The organism is Bradyrhizobium sp. 23, from assembly GCF_023073295.1.
In the GTDB taxonomy this organism is placed as follows: Bacteria; Pseudomonadota; Alphaproteobacteria; order Rhizobiales; family Xanthobacteraceae; genus Bradyrhizobium; species Bradyrhizobium canariense_D.
The window spans coordinates 168,490-172,549 of record NZ_JADPJF010000132.1; the positions used below are offsets into that span (position 1 = coordinate 168,490).

4 protein-coding genes and 1 pseudogene are annotated in these 4,060 nt (G+C 64.7%); 1 reads left to right on the top strand and 4 read right to left on the bottom strand.

What is annotated here, in order from left to right:
* Positions 1 to 23: 23 nt before the first annotated feature.
* Entirely contained in the window at positions 24 to 1,184 is a 1,161-nt protein-coding gene (locus IVB32_RS32275; protein WP_247372421.1) for a glutathionylspermidine synthase family protein, read from the top strand.
* 173 nt (positions 1,185 to 1,357) lie between these two features.
* On the opposite strand, the gene IVB32_RS32280 is transcribed toward IVB32_RS32275, so the two are convergent.
* From IVB32_RS32280 to IVB32_RS32295, 4 genes and pseudogenes are all read right to left on the bottom strand, one after another.
* Positions 1,358 to 2,230: a protein-glutamate O-methyltransferase CheR gene (locus IVB32_RS32280; RefSeq protein WP_247372419.1), complete on the bottom strand. Its 873-nt coding sequence runs from the start codon at positions 2,228 to 2,230 to the stop codon at positions 1,358 to 1,360.
* Complete coding sequence (locus tag IVB32_RS32285) at positions 2,227 to 3,435, bottom strand: chemotaxis response regulator protein-glutamate methylesterase (RefSeq protein ID WP_247372417.1); 1,209 nt, start codon at positions 3,433 to 3,435, stop codon at positions 2,227 to 2,229. Before IVB32_RS32285 ends, IVB32_RS32280 begins: the two co-directional genes overlap by 4 nt.
* Before the next feature lie 75 nt (positions 3,436 to 3,510).
* Positions 3,511 to 3,876 (bottom strand): response regulator, encoded by a 366-nt coding sequence (locus IVB32_RS32290; RefSeq protein ID WP_007600538.1) that lies wholly within the window; start codon positions 3,874 to 3,876, stop codon positions 3,511 to 3,513.
* 72 nt (positions 3,877 to 3,948) lie between these two features.
* Positions 3,949 to 4,060: pseudogene (locus tag IVB32_RS32295) on the bottom strand (chemotaxis protein CheW); the annotation flags it as partial.

Consider the following 4,060-nt stretch of genomic DNA (forward strand, 5'->3'; position numbering starts at 1 on the left):
GCTTCTCCGGCGGCGGCTGACCCATGCAACGCATCGTCTGCCCCGAGCGCGACGACTGGCGGCAGACCGCCGAACAATGCGGCTTCGCCTTCCACACCATCGACGGTGAGCGCTATTGGGACGAGCGCGCCTATTACGCCTTCACGCTCGACGAGATCGAGCGTGGCATCGAGGCGCCGACCGGCGAGATCGACGCGATGTGCCTGGAGCTCGCCGGCCGCGTGATCGGCGACGAGCGCCATCTGCAGCGCTTGAAGATACCGGAGGCGTTCTGGAGCCTGATCGCCGAGAGCTGGGCACGAGACGACCGCAGCCTCTATGGCCGGCTCGATCTGAAATTCGACGGCAAGGGACCGGCAAAGCTGCTCGAATACAACGCGGATACGCCGACCTCGATTTTCGAAGCCGCGGTCTTTCAATGGACCTGGCTCGAACAGGCGATCGAACGGCGCATCATCCCGTCGCGGGCCGACCAGTTCAACTCCATCCACGAACGATTGATCGAAGCCTGGAAGCAGATTGCCGCTAGCCGCCACGTCCATCTCACCGGCACCACGGGCAATGAGGAGGACGCCGGCACGCTCGCTTATCTCGAAGATACCGCGCGCCACGCGGGACTGACGACCACGCTGCTCGACATCGAGGCGATCGGCTGGCGCAATGATACCGGCGGCTTCGTCGATCTCGGCGACCGCGACATCACGCTCGCCTTCAAGCTCTATCCTTGGGAATGGATGTTCCACGACGCCTTTAGCGCAAAGCTCAAGGATGCACAGACACGCTGGATCGAACCGCCGTGGAAGGCGGTGCTCTCCAACAAGGGCATCCTGCCGCTGCTCTGGGAGATGTTTCCGAACCATCCCAATCTGCTACCGGCGTTCTTCGAGGACGATCCGCGGGCAGCCGAGCTCGGCAGCTCCTATGTGCGCAAGCCGCTGCTGTCGCGCGAAGGGGCCAATGTCACGCTGGTGTCTGGTGGAATGCCGCTCGACGAGCAGGCAGGCCCCTACGGCGCCGAAGGATTCGTGCGGCAGGCGCTCGCGCCGCTGCCGAATTTTTCCGGCTTCTATCCCGTGATCGGAAGCTGGCTGGTGGATCACGAACCCTGCGGCCTGTCGATCCGCGAGGACGAAAGCCCGATCACCGGCAACGGCTCGCGGTTTCTGCCGCATGCGATCTTGTGAGGTGCGCTCTTCATTCCTTCTCCCGTTGTGGGAGAAGGTGGCGCGAAGCGCCGGATGAGGGGTTCTATCCGCGAGTTCAAGTGTCGGTGGGCTCGCGGATAGAACCCCTCACCCGTCTCGCCGCTACGCGGCGAGCCACCCTCTTCCGCAAGGGGAGAGGGGAAGAACGCATCTCACCGCGCCGCTGCTACCTTCAATGACGGCGGCATCAATCCACCCATCGGGCGCCCGGAGCGCGTCGGATTGAGCTGATAGAGGCCACGACGATCGGCGATCGGGCGGAACGCGTCGGTAATTCCGACGACGGATTCGGCGGCGCCCAACAGCAGCGTGCCGTCGGCTTCCAAAACCTTCGCCATGCGCTCGAAGATCACGGCCTTGGTGTCCTGGTCGAAATAGATCAGCACATTGCGGCAGAAGATCACGTCGAACGTGCCGAGATGGGAGAAGTCCTGCAACAGATTGAGCTGGCGGAACTGCACCATCGCGCGAATGTCGGCATTGAGCTGCCAGACTTCGCCCGCTTGCGTGAAGTATTTCATCAGGTGCTGGATCGGCAGGCCGCGCTGCACCTCGAACTGGCTGTAGACGCCGGCCTTGGATTTCTCCAGCACCTCCTGCGACAGATCGGTGGCGACGATCTCGATGCGCCAGCCGGCGAAGGCTACGCCCATCTCCTTCACGCACATCGCAATCGAATACGGTTCCTGTCCCGTCGACGACGCCGCCGACCAGATGCGCAGCGACTTGCGCGCTGCGCGCGCCCGAAGCAGTCCCGGCAGGATCGTTTCGCGCAAGTGATCGAACGGGATCTTGTCGCGGTAGAAGAAAGTCTCGTTGGTGGTCATCGCTTCGACCACATCGCTCGCAAGCCGTCCGTCGCCATTCCTGATCTTCAGCACGAGATCGGGAATCCCGGCGAGGCTCGCCTTGCGGGCCAGCGGCAGCAGCCGGCTCTCGACCAGATACTGCTTGTCCGGGGAGAGATCGAGGCCGGAGCGCTCTTTCAGGAATTTGCGCAGATAGTCGTAGTCAACCGGCGTCACGAGCGGTCTCCTGCGAACAGGCGATTGACCCGGGCGCCGATCTGGTTGAGCGGCAGGATCGCCGCACAGATGCCGGCATTGGCCGCTGCGCCCGGCATGCCCCAGACCACGCTGGAAGCTTCGTCCTGCGCGATCACGCTGCCGCCGGCGGCGACGATGTCCTTGCCGCCGCGCATGCCGTCCGAGCCCATGCCCGTCAGGATCACGGAGAGGATGGCGCCATGCCAGATGTCGATGGCGGAAGTGAACAGCGGATCGACCGCGGGCTTGCAGAAATTGACGGCGGGACCGTCGTCGAGCGCGATCGCCACGTCGGCGCCGCTACGCACGACGCGCATGTGCTTGCCGCCCGGCGCAAGATAGATGCGGCCCGGCTTCACCGGCTCGCCATCCACCGCCTCGGCCGCCGGCTTGCGGCTCGTGCGTGCCAGATGCTCCGCGAGAATGGTGGTGAAGGTGGGCGGCATGTGCTGGGTGATCAGCACCGGGACACGGTCGATCACGGGACCGAGCTCGGCGACGAGCGCCATCAGCGCCTGAGGACCGCCGGTCGATGAGCCGATCAGCAGCACCTTCGGGGCCTGGGTCGAAAACGGACGCGTGGACAGCACCGAGGACGACGACGGCGCATGGACGGCCGGAGCGGCCGCGGACGCGGCAGGCCGCGCGACAACCGGCCCACGTGTCGCCGGAGCCGGGCTTGCGGTTGCGGGCGCGAGCGGCGGGCTCGCAACCGCGGCCTTGCGGCGCAGCCGTGCGCCGAGGTGGCGGATTTTCTGGATCAGGTCGTGATGGAAGATGTCCGCAGCCGAAGCCTCGCGCGTCGATTCAGGCTTCGGAATGTAGTCGGCGGCGCCGAGCGACAACGCCTTGAAGCTGATCTCCGCGTTGCGGCGGGTCAGCGTCGAGGCCATGATGATGACGAGATCGCGCTTCTTCGCCAGGAGTTGCGGCAGCGCCGAGATGCCGTCGAGCTCGGGCATTTCGATATCGAGCACGGCAACATCGGGATTGATGCGTTCGATCTGGTTGACCGCCTCGAGCCCGGTGCGCAGCGAGGCCGCGACCTCCATGTCGTGCTCGGCGCCGATCCAGCGCGAGATCAGACCGCGGATGACGACGGAGTCATCGACGACCATCACCCGCAACGGTCCGGCTTCCCGCGACGAGCCCGGGGTCGAATTACCTGCGAACGCAACACTCATTACTCACCAACTCAGACTGAAACGGTCAGTTGAAAACAAACGCCGAAGGAGCCGTTCAGCCTCCAGGGCGGTCGCTCAGATAAGGCCGACTTCCTGGAATTTCGCCGTCACGATGTCCTTGTCGAAGGGCTTCATGATGTACTCGTTGGCGCCAGCGTGCAGCGCGCGCGCGATATGCGCGACGTCGTTCTCGGTGGTGCAGAACACCACCTTGGGCTGGTCGCCGCCGGGCATGCGCCGGAGATGGCCGAGGAACTCATAGCCGTCCATCACCGGCATGTTCCAGTCCAGCAGCACCGCATCGGGCAAGCCGCGCTTGCAGGCCTCCAGCGCCTTCTCACCGTCCTCGGCTTCGAGGATCTGGAAGTCGAGGCCCTCCAGGATCCGGCGCGCAACCTTGCGGATGACGCTGGAATCATCAACGACGAGACAAGTTCGCATGTGAACCTCTGCTTCCCCCCCTTTTGCGGGGGCACTTCCAATTGCAGGTACGTCGGCGGATGTGCCGGCGTATCAGGCCGCCATCATATCGGGCGCGAGCTCGAGGACGCGATCGACGTCGAGGACGACCATGAGCTGGCCGTCGAGACGGTGGACACCGCCGGCGAGCTTGGCCATGCGGGGG

Excerpts from the sequence above, each read along its gene's own strand:
- IVB32_RS32285 (WP_247372417.1), bottom strand. The coding sequence starts at position 3,435 with ATGAGTGTTGCGTTCGCAGGTAATTCGACCCCGGGCTCGTCGCGGGAA.
- IVB32_RS32275 (WP_247372421.1), top strand. The coding sequence starts at position 24 with ATGCAACGCATCGTCTGCCCCGAGCGCGACGACTGGCGGCAGACCGCC.
- IVB32_RS32290 (WP_007600538.1), bottom strand. The coding sequence starts at position 3,876 with ATGCGAACTTGTCTCGTCGTTGATGATTCCAGCGTCATCCGCAAGGTT.